This window comes from Streptomyces sp. 5-10 (assembly GCF_014712245.1).
Classification (GTDB): Bacteria; Actinomycetota; Actinomycetes; order Streptomycetales; family Streptomycetaceae; genus Streptomyces; species Streptomyces violaceusniger.
Window position 1 is genome coordinate 2,110 of the sequence record NZ_JACVYG010000172.1, and the last position, 740, is coordinate 2,849.

Below are 740 nucleotides of genomic sequence, written 5' to 3' on the forward strand. Positions count from 1 at the left end.
TGCCGCTCGAGCCCGGCGGCAACCCCCGCCACCAGCTCGTCCCCGGCACGGGACGCCGGAACCACCACCAGCCAGGTCCCCGACAACGACCCTTCGCCCAGGTCGGAGGCCGGCTTCCACGACACCTTGTAGCGCCAGCCGTCGATCGTGGACTGGTCGCGATTGTTGCGGTGGTACGCGGACAGGGCGGGCAGCACCGCGCTCAGCGGCGCCTCGCTGTCCACCGCCAGCGCATCCGCCAGCGACTCCAGATCCTGGCGCTCCACCACCTCCCAGAACCGCGCATCGACAGAACCGGCACCATCGGCCGCGCTTCCGCCGGGCGGCAGGCCGAATCCATCGAGCCAGTAGCGTTCATGCTGGAAGGCGTAGGTCGGCAGCTCCACCCGCCGTGCACCACGGCCCTCGTACACCGTCCGCCAGTCAACGCCGACGCCACTGACGTGCAGCTCGGCGGCCGAGGTCAGGAACCGCTCCAGACCGCCCTCGTCCCGCCGCAGCGTGCCCACGACGACCGCCCGCGCCTCAGCCGCCTCCACCGTCTGCTGCACCGGCAGGGTCAACACCGGATGCGGGCTCACCTCGACGAACACGCCATGCCCACTGCCGAGCAGAGCGCGCGTCGTGGCCTCCAGCTCAACGGTCTGCCGCAGGTTGCGGTACCAGTACTCCGCGTCCAGACCTGCCGTATCGACCTGCTCACCGGAGACCGTCGAGTAGAACGGCACCTCCGACGAACG

At 70.5% G+C, this 740-nt stretch carries 1 protein-coding gene; it reads right to left on the bottom strand.

The annotated features are described in order from the left end of the window. Positions 1–740, bottom strand: a 740-nt coding sequence (locus IEJ02_RS49630; RefSeq protein WP_223865615.1) for an acyltransferase domain-containing protein, incomplete at both ends; no start/stop codon positions are given.